The sequence below is a fragment of the Roseateles sp. genome, from assembly GCF_039595595.1.
GTDB lineage: Bacteria > Pseudomonadota > Gammaproteobacteria > Burkholderiales > Burkholderiaceae_C > Roseateles.
Genome location: NZ_JBCNLG010000017.1, coordinates 12,205 through 31,220 on the forward strand (window position 1 = coordinate 12,205; position 19,016 = coordinate 31,220).

A 19,016-nucleotide genomic window follows, 5' to 3' on the forward strand; every position below is an offset into this window, starting at 1 on the left:
CTCACAGGAAAGGCGTCCGGAAATGCCACGCGCCGCGCAGCCGCCAGTACACCGAGAGGAAGGGAATCGCCGCCGAGGTGCAGAGCATCTCGCACACATGCGACGGCGCGAGCGAGGTCCGGCGCAGCCGCTTCACCGCGATGCGCAGGACCAGCAGCAGCGCGGCGGCCAGCATCAGCGCCGCGGCGCGCGGCTCGCCCCGCATCTCGACGAAGGGCGCGGCAACCGTCAGCGCGACGATGGCGTAGTAGTCCCACGGCGGCACCGGCCGCACGCGGGCGCGGTAGATCGCCGGATGCTTGCGGTACAGCAGCGCGTCGAAGAAGACATTGCGCTGCTGCCGCAGCGACACGCCCCAGCGCTCCGGCCGGACCGGATGCCACACCAGCGCGTCGTCGATGCGGCCCACGGGCCCCTGCGCCTGCAGCCGGAACTGCAGGTCGGAGTCCTCTCGCCACGCGCGCAGGAAGCGCTCATCGAAGCCTTCGATCGCCACCAGCACGGGGCGCCGCACGAAGGCGTTGGCGGTGACGAACTCCGCGGTCTCCAGGCCGCGCGTCATCAACTCGTGATCGGTGGGACGCGCCGGCCGGTCCGCGCCGCCGAGCTCCAGGGGCGGCGGCACGCGCACCTGGCCGGCCGCGGCGACCCATTGCGGATTCGCCCGCATCGCCGCCAGGCCGCGCGCGAGCCACGCCGGATCCGGCATCGTGTCGTCATCGGTGAAGGCCACCAGCGGCGCCCGCGCCGCGCGCCAGCCGGCATTGCGCGCCACCGCCGGACCGCGGCCGACCGCGGGACGGCGGTACATGATGGTCGGCTGCGGCGTCATCGCGGCGATGCGCTCGACCTGCTCGCGGCAACGGTCCTCCTTGCCGTCGTCGACGACCACGATCTCGTAGCGGTGCGGCTCCAGCGTCTGCGCGAGCAGCGCCTTCAGACAGCGCGCCAGCAGGTCCGGCCGCCGGTAGGTGGGCATCACGACGCTGATCTCGGGCGTGGACGCGCTCATGCGGCAGCCCCCAGCGCCGGCTCCGCAAGGGCTGGCTCGCACGTGCGCCGCGGCATCAGGGTGATCGCCGCATCGGCCACCTCGCGCGGACTGACGCCGCGCAGACAGGTGTGATGGGCTTCAGGACAGACGCTCTTCTGGCAGAAGCGGCATGGCACGTCGCGGAACAACACGCGCGATGGGATCTGCCACGGCATGTGCTGCGGATTGGTCAGCGCGTACAGGTCCACGACCGGCGTGCCCACCGCTGCGGCCAGGTGGACGGGACCACTGTTGTTGGCGATCAGCAGGCTCGAGGCCTCGACGAGCGCCGCCAGCTCGCCCAGCTTGGCCGGAGGCGGCGGCAACAGCGCCTCGCCGCCCAGCGCGTCCAGCGCTTCGCGCACCAGCGGCTCCTCGCCGGGGCCCGCGCAGAGCACGATCGCCGGCGCCGGCCGTCCGCTCAGGCTCGCCTCGGCCGTCAGCGCCTGACGCAGCAGGCGGGCCGATTCGCCGAGACGATCAGCGGGATAGCGCCGTGACGGCGCGCTCGCGCCCGGATGCAGCAGCACGAAGGACTGGTTCGGGCGCAGACCCGCGGCTTGAAGCCCGCGACGCACGGCGACCCGATCGTGTTCGAGCACGCGAAAGCGCAGACGCTCGTCCTGCGTCCTGAAGCCGGCGGCGGCCACCAGATCGAGCTGCCGCCTCACCTCGTGCCGCATGCCTTCGGCGACCACGTCGCGATCCGCGATCTCGTCGCTGAGCAAGCCATAGGCGCGTTCGCGCGCATGACCCAGCACGTTGGGGATGCCCGCGAGCCGGCACAGCGTCGCCGCCGGAAAGACGCTCTGGGTGCACACGGTGAAGATGATGGCCGCGTCATAGCCCTCCACCGTCAGCCGCGCCAGCAGCCGGCGTTCGTGTCCGCCGCGCGAGATGACCCCCGGATCCAATCCCGAGGTGCCGCCGGCGTCGAGCGCATCGAGCGCGTCCAGTGCCGCGGCGCCCGCCTTCATCCACGGCGCGTGGAAGCCGACGATCTCGTCCACCTGCGGCAGGTGCGGCGCGAGCGCCTTCATCGCGGGCGCCGCGAGCAGCGTCAGATGGGCCTCAGGCAAGGACTCGCGCACCGCCGCGATGGCGGGCGTCGTCATCAACACGTCGCCCAGGTTGTCGAGCCGGATCAGCAGCACACGGCGCGCCGCGCTCCAGCGCTGGATGCGATCCCGATCGACCGCCGCCTCGCCGCTCATCCCTGCGCCCCCGAGGTCTGCAGCGGCATCGGCACGACGCTGCCATCGATGCTCTCCGCCACGGTCGCGAGATGCGGCCGCGACAAATGACGCAGCGGCATCGCCTCGGCGCCCGCCGCCGCGTCCAGTGCCGGTTCGAGCAACCGGATGGGCTGCGCGCCGAGCATCGCCCGCCGCGCCGCGACTTGCGCATAGATGCCCGCGAGGCGGAAGGCGACGCTGTCCCAGGTGAACTCGCGCTGCACGCGCAGCAGGCCCGCGCGGCCCATCAGGCGGCCGATCTCGGGATGGCGGCGCAGATCGTCCAGTCGCAGCGCCAGGGTCTCCGGATCCTGCGCGGGCACCAGATAGCCGGTCAGCCCGTCCACCACCGTGTGCTGGATCCCGCCGACCGCCGCGCCGATCACCGGCGTGGCGCAGGCCATCGCCTCCAGCGGTGTGATGCCGAAAGGCTCGTACCAGGGCGTCGTCACGAACACGTCCGCTGCGCGGTAGTAGTCGCGCAGCTGGTCGCGATCGCGACGCCCGACGAAGGTCACGCGCGCGTCGACGCCCGCTTCCTGCGCGATGCGGCGCAGCCGGCCGATCTCCGGTGTGCGCGTCTCGTCGGGCACCGTCGATTCGCCACCGACGATCAGCAGCCGGAAGGCCCGCCGCTCCGGCATGCGCTGCATCGCCGCGACCGCGCGGATCACGTTGTCCACGCCCTTGCGCGGGACCAGCCGGCCCAGCTGCAGCACGATGAACTCGTCCTCCGGCAGATGCAGCTTGCGGCGCGCCTGCAGCTTGTCGCCGGGACCGAACTCGTCGAGATCGACGCCGCAAGGCACCTGCGCGATGCGGTCGGGCGACGCGCCGCAATGCTCGATCAGGTCAGCCGCGTCCTGTGGACATTCGGCGACGACGCAATCGGCTTCGCGCGCGATGCGGCTCTCCAGCTCGATGCGCTCCGGCGGAAAGCGGTCCGCCTCCTTCTGATGCAGGCGGCGCACCGCGCCGAGCGCATGGAAGGTCTGCACCAGCGGCAGATTCAGTTGCCGCTGCAGCCGCAGCCCGACCAGCCCCGACATGAAGAAGTTGGCGTGCACCGCGTCATGGCGCAGGCTGCGGCGCATCAGCCGCAACGCCGCCGTGCCGAACGCGCGCATGTGCGGCAGCAGCTGCTCCTTGGGCACGAACTCCGGCGGGCCGGCATCGATGTGCAGGACGCGCACGCCGGGCCGCATGTCCACGGCGGTCGGCAGCGCGCGGCTGTCGCGGCGCGTGAGCACGTCCACGTGATGGCCGCGCCGCGCCAGCGCCGCCGCGACATGAGCCACGTAGACGTTCTGGCCGCCGGCATCGATGCCGCCCTGCTGGGCCAGCGGGGAGGCGTGTTCGCTGATCAGCGCAACTCTCAAGGGGGCTTCGATCATGACTGCTCCATCTGCCCCGGACCGGTGCCGGGCTCGTGCTTGAAAGGCAAATGACATGCCGCTTCCCGGCGAAGCGGCGCAGGCGCGGTGATTCCCGCACCTGCGTCGTTTTTCCCCGTGCTCATCGGGCCTTCCGGCCGCCGGCCTGCGCGGGTCCGGCCGCCATGCGCGGAACGCGTGCCACGGCAAGGGTCGACGCGGCACCTGCCGGCCGCGCGATCGCGCGCATCCGGTCCGCGAGCCGTTCCAGCGCGCGGTCCAGCCGGTGATGGCGCTCCATCCGCGCGCGCGCCGCCTCGCCCATGCGGCGGCGCAGTTCATGCAGCGTCAGCATCTGATGCATGCGGCCGGCCAGGTCTTCATAGTCGCGCGGCGCCACGAGCCAGCCGGTGCCGCCGTGCTCGACGATCTCCGGCACCCCGCCCACGCGCGTGGCCACCACCGGCAACCCGCTGGCCATGCCTTCCATCAGCGCCAGCGGCATCGCCTCCGAGTTGGAGCTCGACACCAGCAGGTCCAGGTCGCGAAGGACCGGGCGCACGTCGTCGACACCGCCATGCAGGTGGATGCGCGAGGTCAGCCCCATGCCGGCGATGGTCTCGCGCAGCTGGGTCTTCATCGGCCCCTCGCCGATCAGCACGAAGTGCGCGTCCGGCAGTCGTTGCAGCAACAGCGCCGCGCTGCGGACGAAGACCTCGGGCGCCTTCTCCGGCGAGAGGCGGCCGACGAAGCCGGCCAGCAGCGCATCGCCAGCCAGGCCCAGCGCGGCGCGCACGCCCTGCGCGGGGCGCGGCCCGGGGCGGAACTCGTCGACATCGACGCCGTTGGGCTCCAGGCTCACGCGCTCGCGATCCACGCCCAGGCCGAGCGCGTGGTAATAGCTCTGGCGGCAGACGACGCTGAGATGGCTGCCGACCATGCGGTGGATCTCCAGGTCCGGCAGGATCACCTGGCGGCCATGGATGGTCGTCATCACCGGCACGCCGGCCAGCCGCGCCGCCAGGCCGGAGAGCAGATGCGCGTTGGGCAGATGCGCATGGACCAGGTCCACGCGCTCCGCCGCGATCAGCGACGCCACCATCTGGATCGACGCCCAGGGCGGGTCCTCCGGCATGGCGACGATGCCGATCTCTGCGCCAGCGGCCCGGATGCGTCCGGCGAAATCGCCTTCCGACGGGCACAGCACGGTGAAGCGGAAGGCGCCGGTGCGGCCGAGGCCGGCCACCAGGCGTTCGACACAGCGCTCCATGCCGCCAACGATGCCGTTGCCGACGATCTGCAGCACATGCAGTGGCGCGAGGGAGGGAGGAGAAGGCGGCACCGAGCGCAGCGGGCTGTCGGAGGCGATGTCCATGGTGGAGGCAGGTTCGTCAATGGGCACCGCGCCGGGATTGAAGGCGCGGTGGGCGATGCGGATCAGCAGCAGAGGGGACGCCAGGGCCGCGGCGCGTAGTCGCCGCCGCTGCCCGACAACGAGGCGCCGGCCAGCAGCCCGGCATGGGGGCGGCCGGCATGCGGTCCCTGGCCTTGGAGCCCGGGATGGGCGCGATCGAGATGAGGCTTCTCCTCGATGCCCAGCCAGGCCGCGGCCGTGCCGCTCCACAGGCGCTGACGCGTGTCGGCGCCGAGATCGAGCTCATCCATCAGGTCGACGACCCACTGCTTGCGCTCCAGCACATGCGCGCCGGAACACGGCAAGAAGCAGTCGCTGCCGAACTGCAGCGAGCCCGCGCCCAGCACGTCGAGCATCCGTGCCAGCACCTCGCGGCGGTACGGCGGCGGCGGGCCGAAGGAGATGTCCAGCCGGAACTGCGCCTGCTCATGCGGCACGCCATGGATGCGGTCGATCAGCGCGACGGCCAGGGCCTCGTCGGTCCACGGCCAGCCCATGTGGGCCAGCGCGACCCGCGTGCGCGGATGGTCGCGCAGCGCCTCGAAGTAGGTGGGCCGGCAGAAACGGCCGGAGCGGCCGTCGATGAAGATGCCGCTGTGGAAGAGCAGCGGCAGCGCATGCTCGTTGGCCACCGCGAAGACGGGCTGCACCCGTTCTTCATAGGGATACCAGCCCGTGGGGACCATCTTGCAGCCGCGCAGTCCGAGGTCCTCGATCGCATGGCGCAGGTCGTCCGGAGCGTCGGCATGACGCGGGTCGACGACCGCGAAGCCGATGAGGCGGTCGGGATGATGGCGCACCAGCGCCGATAGGTGCGCGTTGCCGCGGCGCAGCGAGGCCGCGTCGTCCAGCGAGTAGCCGTCGCCGAGGAACGGCGCCAGCAGCACGCCGACGTCAATGCCGGCCTCGTCCAGTGTGCGCAGCACGTCGTCGGCCGTCTCGCGGCCGGTGCAATGGAGGTGGGCGTCGATGATCATGACGATCCCGCCTCAGGCGGCGCGCAGCGCGTGGCCGATGATGGGCGCGTCCGGCCGCGCGGGCCGGGCGACCTCGTCCAGCCACGCGCGCACGCGCCGCGCGCCCGCGTCCCACGAACTGGCTTGCACCACCGCCGCGGCGCTGCCGTGCCAGTACTCGCGGGAGGCCGCGTCCTCGTCCAGCACCTCCTCGCACGCGGCCACGAAGGACGCCGCATCAGCGCCGATGCGCACCACGTCGCCATAGAGGCCCACCACGTCCCGGATCGGCGTGCTGACCACCGGCTTGCCGCCGGCCAGGTACTCCAGCGTCTTGGTCGGGCTGATGAAGCGCGTGGAGTCGTTCATCGCGAACGGCATCAGGCACAGGTCCCAGCCCGCCAGCAGATACGGCAGCAGCTCGTAGCGCTGCATGCCCAGCCAGTGGATGTTGGGATGACGCGGCAGATCGCGCTCGGAGATCTTCACGACCGGCCCGACCATGACCAACTGCCAGTCGGGCCGCGCCTGGGCGACGGCCGAGACCAGCGCGAGGTCCATGCGCTCGTCGATGACGCCGAAGAAGCCCAGTCGCGGGCGCGCGATGTGGCCCTGCAGCTCCTGAGCGCGCCGCGCGAGGGGATCGTCGGGGCGGGTCGCCGGCGGCGCGAAATGCGCCGCGTCGACGGCGCTCGGCAGGCAGTGCAGATTCGGATGCTGGCCGCGCCGTGCTTCGTACAGCGCCGGTCCGCCGCAGAGCACCAGGTCGGCCGCGCTCATCAACGCGTTCTCGCGCTGGCGCAGCTGCGCCGGCGCATTCTTGAACGCGGACAACTCGTCCATGCAGTCGTAGACCAGCGCGCGCGGGTGCATGCCGGCGATGAGCGGCAGCGCCATGGGCGTGTACAGCCAGATCAGGTAGTCGCGGATCTCGCGCTGCGCGAGCTCGCGCTCGAGCAGCGGCAACAGCAGCGGGAGATGCGCGTCATCGAAGCCGGGGGCCGCCACCGGGGTGAACGGAATCATCACCTCGATCTCGCCCGCGGGGCCGACACGCCGCGTCTCGACGCGCGGCGGGCCGGCGGGATCATGCACCGGCTCCTCGATGAAGATCACGCGATAGCCGGCGGCCAGCCGCGACATGAGGTGCTGGGGCCGCTGGAACACGAAGTCCCAGCGCAGATGCGAGAACACAAGGAGGTGAGGCTGTGGCATGGAGGGTCTCTTCGGGTGTGCGTGACCACCGGTTCGGCAAGCCCGAATCCCGAGGTGTTGCCGTACACCGCTCTCCATCGCATCGGAGCGCGCCCGTCGCGCGTTCACGGGACTGTCATGCGCATGAGTGCGGCGGAGCACATCGCTTCGCACCGCGCTTGCCGGAGCGCCGCTTTTGCCGAAGCGCTTGCGGCTCCCTCTTCACGCTGGATTACCGATGAACAGGGACCTCCCGGCCTTTCCACGCTGTCCCAGCGTGTTCCCGTACCGATGACGTGCCGCTGACCTCGCGCCGTCCAGGCATCCCGCTTGCGAAGAGGCGCGTGATGGACGCCGCCCCCGCCGCCCCCACTGCCCTCCCCGAACGCTCTTCCTCGCGCCAGGTCTTCGCCGGCCTGGCGCAGGCGCTGTGGCGCTGGCGCGCGCGCACGCTGCTCGCGATGGCGCTGCTCATCCTGTCCAAGCTGGCGGCGGTGGGCGTGCCGGCGATGCTCAAGGCCATCGTCGATCACCTGACGCCGGCGCAGCCCGCGGCCACGGGGGCCTCGGCGGCAACCGCGCTGGCGGTGGGCCTCTCCGTGCCGGTGTGGCTGCTGATCGGCTATGCGCTGCTGCGCTACGCGAGCACCCTCTTCACCGAGCTGCGCGACCTGGCCTTCGCGCGCGTCGGCAAGCAGGTCGTGAGCAGCTTCTCGGAACGCGCCTTCGCGCATCTGCTGGCCATGAGCCCGCGCTTCCATGCGCAGCGCAACACCGGCTCGCTGGTGCGCGAGGTCGAGCGCGGCACCGACGGCCTGGGCTATCTGCTCGGCGCCGGCGTCTTCACCGTCGTGCCCACCGCGGTGGAATTCGGCGCCGTGCTGGTGATCATCCTCAGCGGCTACGGCGCCAAGTTCGTCCTCATCATCGCGGGCGCGATGGCGGCGTACAGCGTCTGGACCGGCTGGATGACGCGCAGCCGCGTCGAGAAGCAGCGCGTGATGAACGAGTACGACTCGCGCGCGCACGGGTTGCTGGTCGACACGCTGCTCAACTACGAGGCCGTCAAGACCCACGGCCGCGAGGACAGCGAGCGCGCCCGCTACGGCGGCGTGCTGGCGCAGTGGGTCGAGGGCAGCGTCAGCAGCCAGCGCACGCTGTCCACGCTGCATCTGGGACAGGCCGCGATCATCGCCGTGGGCGTGGGCTGGGTGATGCTGCTGGCCGGCTTCGACACCGTCGCCGGCCGCATGAGCATCGGCGACCTGGTCATGGTGAACGCCTACCTGATCCAGGTCTTCCTGCCGCTGAATACGCTGGGCTTCGTCTTCCGCGAGACACGCGATGCGCTGCTCAACACCGAGATGCTCTTCAAGCTGCTCGCGCGCGCGCCCGAGATCCAGGATGCACCGGGCGCGCGGCCGCTGCCGCCGGGCGACACGACCGTGCGCTTCGACGACATCCGCTTCGGCTATGAGCGCGAGCGGCAGATCCTCAAGGGCCTGACGCTGGAGATCCCGCATGGCCAGACTTTCGCGGTGGTGGGCAGCAGCGGCTCGGGCAAGTCGACGCTGGCGCGGCTGCTGATGCGCATGTACGACCCCGACGCCGGCGAGGTCAGCATCGGCGGCCAGCCGCTGACGGCGCTCACGCAGCAGAGCCTGCGCCAGGCGATCGGCGTGGTGCCGCAGGACCCGGTGCTCTTCAACGACACCATCGCCTACAACATCGGTTACGGCCGGCCCGAGGCGGGACGCGAGGCCATCATCGCGGCCGCGCGGGCGGCCCAGGCCGACGAGTTCATCAGCCTGCTGCCCGAGGGCTACGAGACGCGGGTCGGCGAGCGCGGCGCGCGGCTGTCCGGCGGGGAGAAGCAGCGCATCGCCATCGCGCGCGCGTTCCTGAAGAATCCGCCGATCGTCGTGCTCGACGAGGCCACCTCGGCGCTGGACACCAAGGCCGAGCGCGCGATCCAGGGCGCGCTCGACGAGGTCGCGCGCGACCGGACCTCGCTGATCATCGCCCACCGCCTGTCGACGGTGGTCGACGCGGACCAGATCATCGTCATGGACCGCGGCGAGATCGTCGAGCGCGGCCGGCATGACGAGCTGCTCGAGCGCCGCGGGCTGTACGCGCAGCTCTGGGAACTGCAGCGCCAGCAGCAGCAGACCGAATCGCTGGAGCGGCGCATCGCCCAGCATCCGGTCAACGTCGCCGGCCTGCTGGTGCTCAGCCTGGACGGCCTGCGCGACACGCTGGCCGACGCCGACATCGACCTCTACACCGACATCGACCTGAACGTCGCCAGCATCCACGGCGACGCGAGCCGCATCGCGCGCATCGTGCAGCTGGTCTGCCTGCTGGCGCTGCGCGGCGCGACGCAAGGCCGCATGGAGGGCCGGCTGCTGCGCGTGGACCGCACCAGCCAGCTGACAGTCGGATTCCATGGCCGGCTCGACCCCGACACCGGCCCGCCGGACACGCTGGAGCTGCGCACGCTGGTCAACGAGGCGGGCGGTCATCTGGGCATCGAGCGCGACCCGGACGCCGGCGTGCAGCAGTACATCGTCGACTTCCCGCTGCCCGCGCTGGCCGAGGCGCCGCTGTCCGAGGATGAGCTGCGCGCCGCGCCGCCCGAGCTGGCGCAGGCGGCGATGGAGCAGCGGGAGACCGCGCTGGAGACGGTGTTCGGGCTCGATCCGCATCCGCTGTCGGGCCTCAACGTCATGTGCGTCGATGACGACGAGGACGCGCTGGAGTCGCTCGGACAGCTGCTCGAACTCGACGGTGCGCGCACCGAGCGCGTCACCTCCGGCCGCGAGGCGCTGCGCCGCCTGGCCGAGCGCGATCCATCGGCCTGGCCCAATGTCTTCGTCTGCGACATCGCGCTGGGGCCGGAGGATGGTCACGCGGTGGTCCGCGGGCTGCGCACGCTGGAGGCGCAGCGCCAGGTGCCGCTCGAGCGCCGCCTGCCGGCGATCGCGCTGACCGGCATGGCCCAGCCGGAGGACCGGCTGCGCGCGCTGGTGGCCGGCTTCCAGCGCCACATGGCCAAGCCGGTCGTGCCCGAGGACCTGATCCGGGCGCTGCACGACCTCGCGCACGTGCCGGCCTGAGCGGCGGCCGCATCGGTCGATCTTTCCGGACATCGGCACGAACTTCAAATCTGCAGAAGCTTCTTCACCCCTTGGAGCCCTCATGAACCCGACATCACCCCGCCCCTTGCTGACGCTGGGCATCAATGCGAGCTTCCACGACTCCGCGGCGGCGCTGATGCGCGACGGCGAAGTCATCGCGGCCGCGGAGGAGGAGCGCTTCACCCGCATCAAGCACGGCAAGCGGCCCGTGCCCTTCACGGCCTGGGAGCTGCCGTACCACGCGATCGACTACTGCCTGAAGGAGGCCGGCGCGACGCTGGCGGACGTGTCGCACGTGGCGTACAGCTTCGACCCGGCGCGCTTCCTCGGCGACCGCGCACCGGACGGCCGCTTCACGCTGCCGCTCAAGCCGTCGGACTTCGACGCCGGGCCGTGGGAGAACCCGTGGGATCCGCTGTTCGCGGCCTATGTGCTGAATGCGCCGCGCATGCTCACCGACGCCGTGCCGCACCACTTGCGCAAGCGCTTCGCCGGCGTGAAGCACGCGAGCGCGCCCTATCGCTGGCACTTCGTGCCGCACCATCTCTGCCATCAGGCCAGCGCTTTCCTGGCGGCGCCGTTCGACCGCTGCGCGGTCATGACGCTCGACGGCCGCGGCGAGCAGGCCAGCACCTGCTACGGCCGCTACCGCGACAACCGCTACGAGCCGCTCGGCGAGGTGCATGTGCCGCATTCGCTGGGCCTGCTCTACGAGCGGGTCACGGCCTACCTGGGCTTCCTGCATTCGAGCGACGAGTACAAGGTGATGGCGCTGGCCGCGCTGGGCACGCCGCGGCATGCCGACGTGCTGCGCGAGCATCTCGCCGTCGGGGCCGACGGCCAGTACCGCAACCTGCCGCTGGATCTGGTCGAGCGCTTCGGACCGGCGCGGGTGCCGGGCACCAAGATGACCGAGACCTGTCTGGACCTGGCCGCGTCGCTGCAGGACGTGCTCGAGGAATCGGTGCTGCAGCTGGCCGTCTGGCTGCGCGAGCGCAGCGGCGAGGACCAGCTCGCCATGGCGGGCGGCGTGGCGCTGAACTGCGTCATGAATTCACGCCTGCGCGACGCAGGCATCTTCCGGCGCGTCTGGGTGCAGCCGGCGGCGGGCGACGCGGGCACGGCCCTGGGCGCGGCCCTGTGGGTCGACGCGCGCGAGCGCGCCGGGCAGCCCGCCGAGGCCGGCGAGGACCAGCCGCTCGAACTGGCCGAACGCCGCTGGCACATGGATCACGCCTACCTGGGCCCGGCGTACGACGACGGCGACATCGAGGCGCTGCTCCAGTGGGCGCAGCTGCGCTACCGCAAGGTCGAAGACGTGGCGAAGGAGACCGCGACGCTGCTGGCGCAGAACAAGATCATCGGCTGGTTCCAGGGCCGGATGGAGTTCGGGCCGCGCGCGCTCGGGGCGCGATCGCTGCTGGCCTCGCCGGTCGATCCCCACATGCAGGCGCGCCTGAACGAGCTCAAGGACCGCGAGGACTTCCGGCCGGTCGCCCCGGCGGTGAACCGCGAGGACATGGCGGACTGGTTCGAGCCGGCCGACGCCAACGAGGGCGAGTCCCCCTTCATGCTCTTCGTCTACCGCGTCAAGCCGGGCCAGTCCGAGCGCATCCCTTCGGCGCTGCACAGCGACCGCACGGCGCGGGTGCAGACCGTGGATGCGGCGACCAACCCGGTGTTCCACGATCTGCTCACGGCGGTCGGCGAGAAGACCGGCGTGCCGGTGCTGGTGAACACCTCGTTCAATGTGCGCGGCGAGCCCATCGTCGGCACGCCGAAGGCGGCCATCGAGGCCTTCTTCAGCACGCCGCTCGATGCCCTCGTCATCGGCTCCTTCATCCTCGAGAAGTAGGGGCCGCGGCGCGCGCCAGCCGGCTCAATGCGCCAGCAGATAGCGCGCCATCAGGCGCGCCTGGGTCTCGCTGATGCCCAGCGCCGGCATCGCGGAGTGGGCGTCGATCGCCTGCGGATCGCGGATCCAGGCAGCGATGCCGTCCTCGGTGGGAAAGGCCTTGCCGCCGATGCGATCGCGGCCGGCGAGTCCGCTCAGCCGCGGTCCGTTCGAGGTGTCGGGGCCGACCACGCCGGGAATGACATGGCAGGCGGTGCAGCCGTGCTGGCGGAATGCGCGCCGCGCGAGCTCGACGGTCGTGAGCGGCGGATCCAATGGCGCGGGCGCATCCACGATGCCGTCGCAGCGTGGCGCCGCCGTGAGCGCCCGGTACTGGTCGGGCGTCATCAGAGGCAGTGCGTCGAGAAACGCGACCACGGACCAGAGTTCGCGCTCGTCGAGCCGGTATTCCCACGCCGGCATGCCGCTCATCTTGATGCCGTTGCGCGTGATCCAGTACAGGTCCTGCCGGCGCCAATGGCGGGTCGCCTCGATCAGCGACGTCGGCACCGGCTGCATGCCGAGCGCGAACCGTTCAGGCGCCACGCCAGGCGCGCCATGGCAGGCGACGCAGCGATCGCGGAAGCAGGCGGCGCCCTGCATCACGCGGGCCGCGGTCACCAGATCGGGCGGCGGCGGGTGGGCGTCGGCGCGGCGCTGGACCGCGCGCTTGAGCGCGAGCTCCAGCAGCGAGTGCACGGGTTGAAGGTGGGGGCCGGTCGCGGACACGTCGTACACGCCGAACCAGACGAAGGCCGCCGCGCCGGCAGCGCCCAGCACGCCGGCCGCCGCAAGCGCGGCGAGCGCTGCCATCGCCGGGCGCGCGGCGCGCGCGCTTGCGCCGTCCGAGGGTCGTGGGGGATCGCTCATGGCCGCAGCAAGGCAAGCGCGATGCCGGACTGCTGCCAGGGCAGGCACTTCGTGTGCCGGGGAGCGCGCATGACCCGCCTTGACAGCAGTCACCGCCTCCACCGGAAAGACCGCCCCGCTCGTCAGCCCCTGCCCCGTTCGCCGGCGGCGGTCCTGGCCGCGGGGGCGCTGCTGCTGGGCGTGGCGCTCGCCGCCTGCGGTCCGGCGCCTGACGAGCCGATGCAGCGCTGGCAGGTGGAGACCGCGGATCTCGCGCGCGGACGCCAGTTGATGGCGCATTACCAATGCGGCTCCTGCCACGCCGCGCCCGGCGTGCCGGGCAATGGCCAGCGCGCGCCGGAGCTGTACCGATTCGGCCGCCGCAGCTACATCGCCGGCCAGGTGCCCAACACGCCCGAATCGCTGCAGCGCTGGCTGCAGGATCCGCCCGCGCTGGTGCCGGGCACGACGATGCCGCGGCTCGGGGTGTCGGAGCGCGATGCGCGCGACATCGCCGGCTACCTGCTGTCCCTGCAATGAAGGCCCGGCCATGAACGGCGGCGTGCTCGGTCCGGCGGGTCCACAGGCCGAGGCGCTCGCCGGCGTCATGAACACGGCGCTGATCGTCTGCGCCCTCGCCTTCGTCTTCGCGATGGTCTGTCTCGCGGCGGCGCTGTGGTGGCGAGGCCGGCGCCCGGTGCCGGCGGCGCTCTGGTTGTGGGGCGGCGGGCTGGTGCTGCCGGTGCTGGTCTTCGGCGGCCTGCTGCTGCACGGTGAGCGCGCGGCGCAGGGGCTCGACGGGCCGGCGCCGCCCGGCGCGCTGCGCGTCGCCGTCACGGGCCACTTGTGGTGGTGGTCGCTGCGCTACGAGGCCGAGGGCGACGCCGCCGCCTTCGCCACTGCCAACGAACTGCGCGTGCCGGTGGGGCGTCCCGTGACGCTGACGCTCGCGTCGGAGGACGTGATCCACAGCTACTGGGTGCCGGAGCTCGGCGGCAAGGTCGACCTGGTGCCCGGACGCCTGAACCGCCTGACCTTCACGGCCGCGCGGCCGGGCGTGTTCCGCGGACCGTGCTCGGAGTACTGCGGGACGCAGCATGCGGCGATGGTGCTGCAGGTGGTGGCGATGGCGCCGGAGGACTTCGCGCGCTGGCGCCGCGCGCAGGCGGGCGACGCGCCGGAGCCGGTCTCCCGCCAGGCCCTGCGCGGCGCGGCGCTCTTCCGCGAGCACGGCTGTGTCGCCTGCCACGCGGTGCGAGGCCTGGATCGCGCCGGGGACGGGCGCGAGGCGGCGCGCGGGGCGCTCGATCCGCCGCCGCTGGGTCCGGACCTCACGCATGTGGCGGACCGCCTGTGGCTGGGCGCGGGCGCGCTGCGCAACCGCGATCCGCTCGGCGATCCGCGCACGGCGCTGCGGCAATGGATCTCGGACGCGCAACAGGCCAAGCCCGGTGTGCGCATGCCTTCCTACCAGCAGATCCCCGCCGATGAGATCGATGCGCTGACCGAGTTCCTCGCAGGACCGCCGCCCGCGGGCAGTGGCACGGAGCGGCCCCTGGTGGCCGCGGCGCCATGACCGGGCCGATTCCCGCCCGCCCGGCCAGCCGGCTGCCGCGCCCCGACGGCGAACTCGAGCGCCTGCGTGCCGCGTGGGCGCCGCCGGCAGGCTGGCGCCGCATCAGCAGCGTCAACAACGTCTTCATCGGCAAGCTCTACATCGCGACAGCCTTCCTCTTCCTGCTGCTGGGCGGCGTGCTGGCGCTGCTGATGCGGGCGCAGCTGGCGGCGCCGTCGCAGACGCTCATCGGCGCGCCGCTGTTCCAGCAGCTGTTCACCATGCATGGCACGGTGATGATGTTCCTGTTCGCGGTGCCGATGGTCGAGGCCATCGCGGTCTACCTGCTGCCCAACATGCTGGGCGCGCGCGACCTGCCCTTTCCACGCCTGTCCGCCTATTCGTTCTGGATGTACGCCTTCGGCGGCCTGGCCTTCTACGCGACGCTGTTCTGGGGCCTGGCGCCGGACTCGGGCTGGTTCATGTATCCACCGCTGAGCAGCGCGGCCTACTCGCCGGGACTGAACGCGGACTTCTGGCTGCTGGGCATCGGCTTCATCGAGATCTCCGCGATCGCCGGTGCCATCGAACTGATCACCGGCACGCTGATGACGCGGGCGCCGGGCATGACGCTGGGCCGCATGCCGGTCTATGCATGGTCCATGCTGGTGGTGGGCGGGATGATCGTGCTGGCTTTTCCGGCCGTGATCGCCGGCACCGCGCTGCTGGAGATCGAGCGCGCCTTCGACTGGCCCATCTTCGATGCCACGCGGGGCGGCGATCCGCTGCTGTGGCAGCACCTGTTCTGGTTCTTCGGTCATCCGGAGGTCTACATCATCTTCCTGCCCGCGGCGGGACTGGTCTCGACAATGGTCCCGGCGCTGGCGAGGACCTCGCTGATCGGCCGGCAGGCGGTGGTGGCGGCGCTGATCGCGATCGGGGTGGTCAGCTTCCTGCTGTGGGCGCATCACATGTTCACGGCGGGACTGGGCGGGCTGGGCATGAGCGTCGTGTCCATCCTGAGCGTGGCCATCGCGATTCCCGGCGCGCTGCAGGTCTTCGCGTGGATCGGCACCTTGTGGCGCGGCCGGCTGCAATGGACCACGGCGACGCTGTTCCTGATCGGCTTCCTCGTCACCTTCGTGCTGGGCGGACTGACCGGCGTGATGCTGGCGTTGCTGCCGATCGACTGGCAAGTGCACGACAGCTACTTCGTCGTGGCGCATTTCCACTACGTGCTCATCGGCGGCATGGTGCTGCCGATGTTCGCGGCCATCTACCACTGGCTGCCGCTGTGGAAAGGCCGCGCGCTGTCGGAACGCGCCGGACGCTGGGTCTTCGGGCTGGTGGTGGGCGGCTTCCATCTGACCTTCTTCCCGATGCACATCGCCGGGCTGCTCGGCATGCCGCGGCGCGTGCATACCTATGCGGCGGGGCTGGGACTGGAGTGGCCGAATCTGCTGTCCTCGCTGGGCGCCGCGGTGATCGCGGCGGGCGTGCTGCTGTTCGTCATCGACGTCGTGCGCAGTCAGCGCGGACCGGCGCGGGAGCATCACGATCCGTGGACCTCGTCGACGCTGGAGTGGCTGCCATCGGAGCTTTACGGCACACGCAGCATCCCGCAGGTGGAGCATCACGAGCCGCTGTGGCATCGGCCCGAGCTGCATGAGGAGGTCGAAGCGGGCGCGCATTGGCTTCCCGGGACGATCAGCGGCGGGCGGGAGACGCTGCTCACGAGTCCGGTGCAGGCGCGCCCGCTGCGGGTCGTCGTGCTGGCCAAGGACAGTCTGTGGCCCTTCCTCGCGGCGGTCGGCACCGCCGCGTTCTTCCTGCTGATGACGGTGAAGTCGGTGGCGGGCACGGTGGCGGGCGGCGTGCTGGCGATCGTCGCGCTGTGGGCGTGGCTGTGGCAGACGGATCGGGCGCCGCCGGTCGAGGACGCAGAGGCCGCGGCCGGCGTGCTGCTGCCGATGGGCGCTTCGGGGCGGCAGTCGCCGTCGTACTGGGCGGTCGTGATCCTCATCGTGGTGGAGGCGACGATCTTCGCGTCGATGGCGTTCGCGCATCTGCATGTCGCGATGCGGCTGGAGGTGTGCCCGCCGCCGGGCGTGGGGCTCGCGGACACAAGCACGCTGGCGATGCAGACACTGGGCTATGCGCTGAGTCTGGCTTTCGCCGCGTGGGCAGGCGCGGGCGCGTGGCGCGCGCCGGTGCCGAGATGGCGGGGAGCGCTGATGGCGCCAGCGTTCGCGATGGCGGCACTGGCCTTCCACGATGGATTGAGAACGGCCTGGCCAGCGGAACGGCCGCCGACGCTGGATGCCTGGACAGGGACACTGGCCGCGCTGCATGGGCTGCAGGGACTGCAGTTGGCGGTCGCGGCGATGCTGGCGCTTTACTACGGCGCGCGTCTGGCGAGCGGCTTGATCCGGCCGAGGCAGCATGCGACGCGAGAGGCCGTGGTGCTGCTGTGGGCGTGGATCTGCCTGCAGGGCGTGGCCACGGTCTGGTGGCCGCGTCTGGCGCCTTGATCGCTTGTTCGGGCGCTGCTGCCCTTCCACGACCCCCTCTCCCCTGCCCTCTCCCCCTGTGGGGGCGAGGGAGTTCATGCAGAGGCTGGGGAATTCATGCGGGGGCGAGGGAGTTCATGCGGGGCGGTACAGGTCTTTGCCGACCGCGCGGACTTCTTGAAGCAGCGCGCGGGCGCCGGGGGATAGTAGGTGGTCCTCGCGCGTGATGATGCCGAAGGCATCCATGCTGCACGGCAGCTCGATCGGCAGGATCGCCAGCGCCCGCAGCGACGCGTAGTAGCGCGCCACCTCGACCGGCATCACGTGCAGCGCATCCGTCTGCTGCAGCAGCGCCGTGATCACCAGCAGCGCCGTCGTGTCCACCGCATCCGCCGGCGGATCGATCGCCGCCCGCCGGAACATCAGCTCCCATCGGTGGCGCAGCACGCTGCCCGGCGGCGGCAGGATCCACGGCTGCGTCGCCAGGTCCTGCAGCGTCAGGTCCGTGCGCGCCAGCAGCGGGTGACCGAGCCGCGCCACCGCGCAGGCCGGCTCGCCGCTCAGCTCCTCGTATTGCAGGCCGCCCGCGCTGTCCTCCTCCAGGATCCGGCCGATCATGAAATCGAGCGTCCCCCGCTTGAGCTGCTCCAGCAGTACCTTGCTGGTGTCCATCTGCACGCCGATGCGCAGCAGCGGCGCCTGCGCCTTCACGCGCGCGATCGCGCGCGGCAGCAGCGCCATCCCCGGCGTCATGATCACGCCCACCTCGACCTGGCCGGTCAAGCCCTTCTTCAGCGCGACGATGTCGTCATGCGCTGCGGCCAGACTCGTCAGCGCCATCCGCGCATGGCGGATCATCGTCTCGCCGAACAGCGTCGGCTCCATGCCGCGCGGCAGGCGCTCGAACAGCCGCACCTCCAGCATGTCCTCCAGGTCCTTGAGCTGCTTGGAGGCCGCCGGCTGCGTCATGCACAGCGCCTCCGACGCCCGGTGGATGTTGCGGTGGTCGTCCAGCGCGATCAGCAGCAGCAGTTGGCGCGTCTTCAGCCGCGCGCGCAGGAACCAGTTGGGATTCGGGGCGTCGTCCATCACAGTGCTCCGTCAGGCCAGGTCCACGATGCCCTTGGTCGACAGCACGCTGCTCAGGTCGTCGCCCGTTTCCTGCAGCTGGACCAGCGTGGCCTGGCGGGCGCCCAGCGGGTCGCGGTTGCGGATCGCCGTCAGGATCGCCTCGTGGCGCGGCAGGGACAGTTCGTGGGTGTTGGGCAACTGGCTGCTCAGGATGATGGATTCGCGCAGCGCCAGCGACAGCATGTTGCCGATGTAGGCCATCAGGTCGTTGTTGGTCGCCTCGGCGATGTGGCGGTGGAAGGCCAGGTCGGGCTCGAGCAGGTGCTCGGTGTCGGTGGCCGCGGACATGCCGTCGAAGGCCTGCTCGATGCGCTCGAGCTGCTCGGGCGTGGCCGCCTTCGCGGCCAGCGCGGCCGCGGCCGGCTCGAACACGCGGCGCACCTCCATCAGCGTGTTCAGGAATTCCTGCTGCGGCTTGGACTGGATCAGCCAGTACAGCACGTCGGGATCCAGCAGATGCCACTCGTTGCGCGGCCGCACGATGGCGCCGGCACGCTGGCGCGACACCACCAGCCCCTTGGCCACCAGCACGCGCACGGCCTCGCGCAGCACCGGGCGGCTGATGTCGTAGCGGTCCAGCAACTGCTGCTCGGCCGGCAGCCGGTCGCCGGGCCTGAGCTCGCCCGAGACGATGGCCAGCCCCAGCTCGCTGACGATGCGGCCATGCTGGCTCTTGCCCTCCGCGCGGCGCGCGCGCGGGTTGTAGGTCGAATGATCGGCGCGGGTCTTCATATC

At 71.4% G+C, this 19,016-nt stretch carries 14 protein-coding genes; 5 read left to right on the plus strand and 9 right to left on the minus strand.

Annotated elements, in window-relative coordinates:
- Position 1: 1 nt before the first annotated feature.
- The 6 genes from ABDW61_RS18475 to ABDW61_RS18500 all read right to left on the minus strand — a co-directional run bounded on the left by ABDW61_RS18475 (position 2) and on the right by ABDW61_RS18500 (position 7,226).
- The gene (locus tag ABDW61_RS18475) at positions 2-1,012 is read right to left on the minus strand and encodes a glycosyltransferase (protein ID WP_343640746.1); all 1,011 of its coding nucleotides are present in this window, start codon (positions 1,010-1,012) and stop codon (positions 2-4) included.
- Complete coding sequence (locus ABDW61_RS18480) at positions 1,009-2,247, minus strand: glycosyltransferase family 9 protein (protein ID WP_343640747.1); 1,239 nt, start codon at positions 2,245-2,247, stop codon at positions 1,009-1,011. The genes ABDW61_RS18475 and ABDW61_RS18480 overlap by 4 nt, the downstream gene beginning before the upstream one ends.
- Positions 2,244-3,662, minus strand: coding sequence for a glycosyltransferase family 1 protein (locus ABDW61_RS18485; RefSeq protein ID WP_343640749.1), 1,419 nt, complete (start codon positions 3,660-3,662; stop codon positions 2,244-2,246). The genes ABDW61_RS18480 and ABDW61_RS18485 overlap by 4 nt, the downstream gene beginning before the upstream one ends.
- A 121-nt stretch (positions 3,663-3,783) precedes the next feature.
- Positions 3,784-5,016, minus strand: coding sequence for a glycosyltransferase (locus ABDW61_RS18490; RefSeq protein WP_343640750.1), 1,233 nt, complete (start codon positions 5,014-5,016; stop codon positions 3,784-3,786).
- 62 nt (positions 5,017-5,078) lie between these two features.
- Positions 5,079-6,032 carry an amidohydrolase family protein gene (locus ABDW61_RS18495; protein ID WP_343640751.1) on the minus strand — a complete coding sequence of 318 codons (954 nt, stop codon included), beginning with the start codon at positions 6,030-6,032 and terminating at the stop codon, positions 5,079-5,081.
- 12 nt (positions 6,033-6,044) lie between these two features.
- The gene (locus tag ABDW61_RS18500) at positions 6,045-7,226 is read right to left on the minus strand and encodes a glycosyltransferase (RefSeq protein ID WP_343640753.1); all 1,182 of its coding nucleotides are present in this window, start codon (positions 7,224-7,226) and stop codon (positions 6,045-6,047) included.
- Positions 7,227-7,552: 326 nt separating this feature from the next.
- Between ABDW61_RS18500 and ABDW61_RS18505 the strand changes: the two genes are divergently transcribed.
- Together ABDW61_RS18505 and ABDW61_RS18510 are read left to right on the plus strand one after the other, a co-directional pair.
- Positions 7,553-10,321, plus strand: coding sequence for an ATP-binding cassette domain-containing protein (locus tag ABDW61_RS18505; RefSeq protein WP_343640756.1), 2,769 nt, complete (start codon positions 7,553-7,555; stop codon positions 10,319-10,321).
- 82 nt (positions 10,322-10,403) lie between these two features.
- Positions 10,404-12,197, plus strand: coding sequence for a carbamoyltransferase C-terminal domain-containing protein (locus tag ABDW61_RS18510; protein WP_343640758.1), 1,794 nt, complete (start codon positions 10,404-10,406; stop codon positions 12,195-12,197).
- Positions 12,198-12,221: 24 nt separating this feature from the next.
- On the opposite strand, the gene ABDW61_RS18515 is transcribed toward ABDW61_RS18510, so the two are convergent.
- On the minus strand, positions 12,222-13,049 hold the full coding sequence (locus ABDW61_RS18515) for a c-type cytochrome (RefSeq protein WP_343640759.1): 828 nt from the start codon (positions 13,047-13,049) through the stop codon (positions 12,222-12,224).
- A 126-nt stretch (positions 13,050-13,175) separates the two neighbouring features.
- Between ABDW61_RS18515 and ABDW61_RS18520 the strand changes: the two genes are divergently transcribed.
- From ABDW61_RS18520 to ABDW61_RS18530, 3 genes are read left to right on the plus strand one after another with little or no spacing between them, the layout of a single operon-like run.
- Complete coding sequence (locus tag ABDW61_RS18520; protein ID WP_343640760.1) at positions 13,176-13,625, plus strand: c-type cytochrome; 450 nt, start codon at positions 13,176-13,178, stop codon at positions 13,623-13,625.
- Positions 13,626-13,635: 10 nt separating this feature from the next.
- Positions 13,636-14,661, plus strand: a complete 1,026-nt coding sequence (locus tag ABDW61_RS18525) for a c-type cytochrome (RefSeq protein ID WP_343640762.1) — start codon at positions 13,636-13,638, stop codon at positions 14,659-14,661.
- The gene (locus tag ABDW61_RS18530) at positions 14,658-17,171 is read left to right on the plus strand and encodes a cbb3-type cytochrome c oxidase subunit I (RefSeq protein ID WP_343640763.1); all 2,514 of its coding nucleotides are present in this window, start codon (positions 14,658-14,660) and stop codon (positions 17,169-17,171) included. The genes ABDW61_RS18525 and ABDW61_RS18530 overlap by 4 nt, the downstream gene beginning before the upstream one ends.
- A gap of 114 nt (positions 17,172-17,285) precedes the next feature.
- Here ABDW61_RS18530 and ABDW61_RS18535 read toward each other — a convergent pair whose 3' ends face one another.
- On the minus strand, positions 17,286-18,239 hold the full coding sequence (locus ABDW61_RS18535; protein ID WP_343640764.1) for a LysR family transcriptional regulator: 954 nt from the start codon (positions 18,237-18,239) through the stop codon (positions 17,286-17,288).
- 12 nt (positions 18,240-18,251) lie between these two features.
- A complete protein-coding gene (locus tag ABDW61_RS18540; RefSeq protein ID WP_343640765.1) occupies positions 18,252-19,013 on the minus strand; it encodes a FadR/GntR family transcriptional regulator in 762 nt (253 codons plus the stop codon).
- Positions 19,014-19,016: the final 3 nt, after the last annotated feature.